The sequence below is a fragment of the Bartonella sp. AA86SXKL genome (genome assembly GCF_042196885.1).
Genome location: NZ_JBHIRE010000061.1, coordinates 1 through 2,971, shown reverse-complemented (window position 1 = coordinate 2,971; position 2,971 = coordinate 1). Strand labels below are relative to the sequence as shown.

General features: G+C 38.9%; 5 protein-coding genes. 3 read left to right on the top strand and 2 right to left on the bottom strand.

Annotated features, from left to right (window positions below):
- Window positions 1–52: 52 nt before the first annotated feature.
- Both ACFIO5_RS09635 and ACFIO5_RS09630 read right to left on the bottom strand, forming a co-directional pair.
- Complete coding sequence (locus ACFIO5_RS09635; RefSeq protein ID WP_375633559.1) at window positions 53–424, bottom strand: hypothetical protein; 372 nt, start codon at window positions 422–424, stop codon at window positions 53–55.
- Window positions 425–777: 353 nt separating this feature from the next.
- On the bottom strand, window positions 778–972 hold the full coding sequence (locus ACFIO5_RS09630; RefSeq protein ID WP_375634695.1) for a DUF488 family protein: 195 nt from the start codon (window positions 970–972) through the stop codon (window positions 778–780).
- A 73-nt stretch (window positions 973–1,045) separates the two neighbouring features.
- On the opposite strand from ACFIO5_RS09630, the gene ACFIO5_RS09625 reads away from it, so the two are divergent.
- Genes ACFIO5_RS09625 through ACFIO5_RS09615 form a run of 3 tightly spaced genes read left to right on the top strand, consistent with a single transcriptional unit; the run spans window position 1,046 to window position 2,834 of the window.
- Entirely contained in the window at window positions 1,046–1,966 is a 921-nt protein-coding gene (locus ACFIO5_RS09625) for a hypothetical protein (protein WP_375705284.1), read from the top strand.
- Complete coding sequence (locus ACFIO5_RS09620; protein WP_375697357.1) at window positions 1,963–2,433, top strand: hypothetical protein; 471 nt, start codon at window positions 1,963–1,965, stop codon at window positions 2,431–2,433. Before ACFIO5_RS09625 ends, ACFIO5_RS09620 begins: the two co-directional genes overlap by 4 nt.
- Window positions 2,430–2,834, top strand: a complete 405-nt coding sequence (locus ACFIO5_RS09615) for a hypothetical protein (protein ID WP_375705283.1) — start codon at window positions 2,430–2,432, stop codon at window positions 2,832–2,834. Before ACFIO5_RS09620 ends, ACFIO5_RS09615 begins: the two co-directional genes overlap by 4 nt.
- Window positions 2,835–2,971 lie beyond the last annotated feature (137 nt).

The following is a 2,971-nucleotide window of genomic DNA, read 5'->3' as shown; positions in this document are numbered from 1 at the left end:
CTTTGTAAATACTGATGCAATAACCAATCGAAAGAGCCTTTTGTAAGTCTGTTTATTTTCTTGGAGATGCCATTTTGCGCTTGTTTAATAGCCAGCGTATATTTGCTCTGATGGAAATCAATGGACTGTCATAAATTTTAGTATTTCCATAAATTTTAGCTTTTCCACTAATAAATGTGCCACCGTAAACATGTGCATCCCCAAAAACCTTGGCATAACCATAGACTTTTGCATCATCACTTATCCAGCAATTGCCATCATGACTTAGATTGTCTTCTTTTTGTGTAAAAGCGCCAAGATCACCTGCCTTTACATCTCCAAAGTCTCTCAAAGCACGGATGCGGTAAAGTGTAATGTATCCACCAACCTCAATTGTTTCATCGGTCAGTTCATATTTCTTTTCCTTGATTTGCGCAGAATTCACCCGTAGCGTGAATCATGCATCACTTAAAAGTTGTTAGGAATGGGTAGGGGGCTGGGAGGCATATGGGCACTCCCATTTTAAAAAAATATGCAAATTTATTTTTTAGATGTGCTTAATTTCATATTTCCAATCAGGCAATGGAATGAGAGCTAATGCGAGTTGTCCTCTATGACACATGCATACATTGGCTTCAAAACAGGTGATTGCAACGCGCTTTTTGTTAAAAAAATTTGATATAATTTGTTTATTGCACAAGAATTATCCTTGAGAGTTGTATTTTGATAATCTTCAAAAAGGCGATCATAATCTTTTGTGTTTTCAAATTTCTTCGTTTTTCAGAGGCGATTCCAAGTTCAGGCATATGCCATATATTCAATATCAATGTTGTTTACAACTTTCTCTAATTGTCTTTTTGAAAATCCGTATTTTCTGCTTATTGGATTTTTACGAATATCATACAAAAGTTTAATATTATTTTTGATAAGTTGATTGAAATAGTCCTCAAAGGATTTTCTTTCATAGCCAATGGTAAAAAACAAAGCTCTCATCTTTAGCAGACTGTATGATGATATGTTTGATGTTACACACGTTTAATTTCCTTAGTAAATAGGTGGGGGCTCCATGAGTGCCTCTTTCCAAAAGGATAAATCCTCTAGCGATTATCATAGTGTTGTGGAGCAATCAGGCATCAAAGCGGGTGATGGCGGCTTTAATATCATTGTTAAAGACAAAACGACCCTAACCGGAGGCATTATTGCTAGCACAGCCTCGGCGGACAAAAACAGCCTGACCACTGGAAGCATTAGCACCAGTGATATCAGCAACAGTGCCCATGCTAAAGCCAGCAGCCATGGGTTTAGCCTTTCTGGGAATGACACGATAAAAAACATTGCCAAGAATGTTTTAAATCACGGCAAAGCCAAGGATGGAGCAGAAGGGGAAACCAAATCTGCTATCAGTGATGGGACTATCATCCTTACTGATACAACTGGACAGAGGGCGATGGGGCAAGATGCTGGACAAATCATTGGCTCTCTCAACCGCAACACCGCAGCAGCACACCAAGCAGTAGAACAGCTAGATGTCGCATCGCTTGAGGGGGTAGTGCATAATCGCGTAGATATGATCAATGATTTATCGGATGAAGGATTGGGATACTGGGACAAAATACGTGAATTCGCATATCTCAAAGAGCATCCTGAGGGTGAGGTTGAGCATGATGAAAATGGCAATGTCCTCTATGCAGCAGATAAAAATGGAAACTATATAAAAGACAGCTATGGAAGAAAAATACCTCTGTATCACTATTTAACACCAGAAGAAGAAAAACATTTACAAAAAGGTTCTGATGGCAAGGTTCATATGTTTTACAATGGTATTTTTACCTCACCAGATGATGCTGCGCGTTATACTGTCCAGTTTGCTGACAATGATCATGGTCCCCTTTATTTTACATATTTCCCAGAAGCTGAAGACTGGGAAGTGGAAGTAGGGATAGCGATTTTTCAGAAGTTTCTGGAAGGTAGATTTTTTTTGGATTGACCAATTCAACCAAGAAATTCCAGGATACAATGTATCTTTATGGCAATACAGGATTGCATGATGATGCCCATAGTCGTGGTACCATAACAGCAGGAAATGGATCACACGATTTAGTAAAGCATGGTGTTCACGGTATAGCAAAGGAAACAACGGTTAATTTTTTTGGTCCAGCTTATAATACTCAAGACATGGCAGATACGTTATATATCTTAAGGGGTGGAAAGAAAACCACTGTCGGCTTGGAAAACCATGCAGATGATTTTGTTGGTGTTGTGTTTGGCAAAAATCCCGCTACTTTTGACAAGAGTCCCCTTGGTAGTAACGCAGTTAAAGAGGCAAAGAAAGTACTATTTGATTATCCAAGTCCTCATGTTTGTTATGCAAATGCGGATCGAGCATGTAGACATGATTATGGTTCATCTCACCGGATACAAATTGATTCAATTAATTCATGGAGCAAAAAATGAAACACATTTTAAGATTATTAAGCGGGATAATCCTGTTAAGTATAGCTGGGTGTAATTTTTTTAAGCCTGCTCCAGGGTATATGTATATGTGGGAGAAGCCAGGAGCAGATTTTACTGAGATAGGAAAAGCTTTATTAGAATGTGGAATGCCAACGCCTTATGATGAGGATTCAGAAAGCAGAGAGCAGAGTATTAATGGACAGGCAACAGTCCATGCTTGCATGATTCAATCAGGATTCCACTATAAAGATGAACATGAAGGGGGATGGTGTTATACTTTTAAAGAAGAAAATCTTCCGATTTGTCGTCCAGGTGCTGTCATCCCACAGAGAAGTGTCAAGAGGCGCTTAAATAGCCCTTATTGTAAAAAGCATTCAGAACAACTTGAATGCAAACCTTAAGTCTTACTTCAGCAGAGAAAGCCTTGAATTTACACCAAATAAAGCACCAGGTTGATGAGTTTGAGAAAGCCTTGTCCGTCCTTACGTGACAAGGTTTTCTTTTTATGCCGCGTCGTTATAACGTTGCTGTTTTGCTT

Coding starts and splice junctions, on each gene's coding strand:
- ACFIO5_RS09630 (WP_375634695.1), bottom strand. CDS start 972: ATGAGAGCTTTGTTTTTTACCATTGGCTATGAAAGAAAATCCTTTGAG.
- ACFIO5_RS09615 (WP_375705283.1), top strand. CDS start 2,430: ATGAAACACATTTTAAGATTATTAAGCGGGATAATCCTGTTAAGTATA.
- ACFIO5_RS09625 (WP_375705284.1), top strand. CDS start 1,046: ATGAGTGCCTCTTTCCAAAAGGATAAATCCTCTAGCGATTATCATAGT.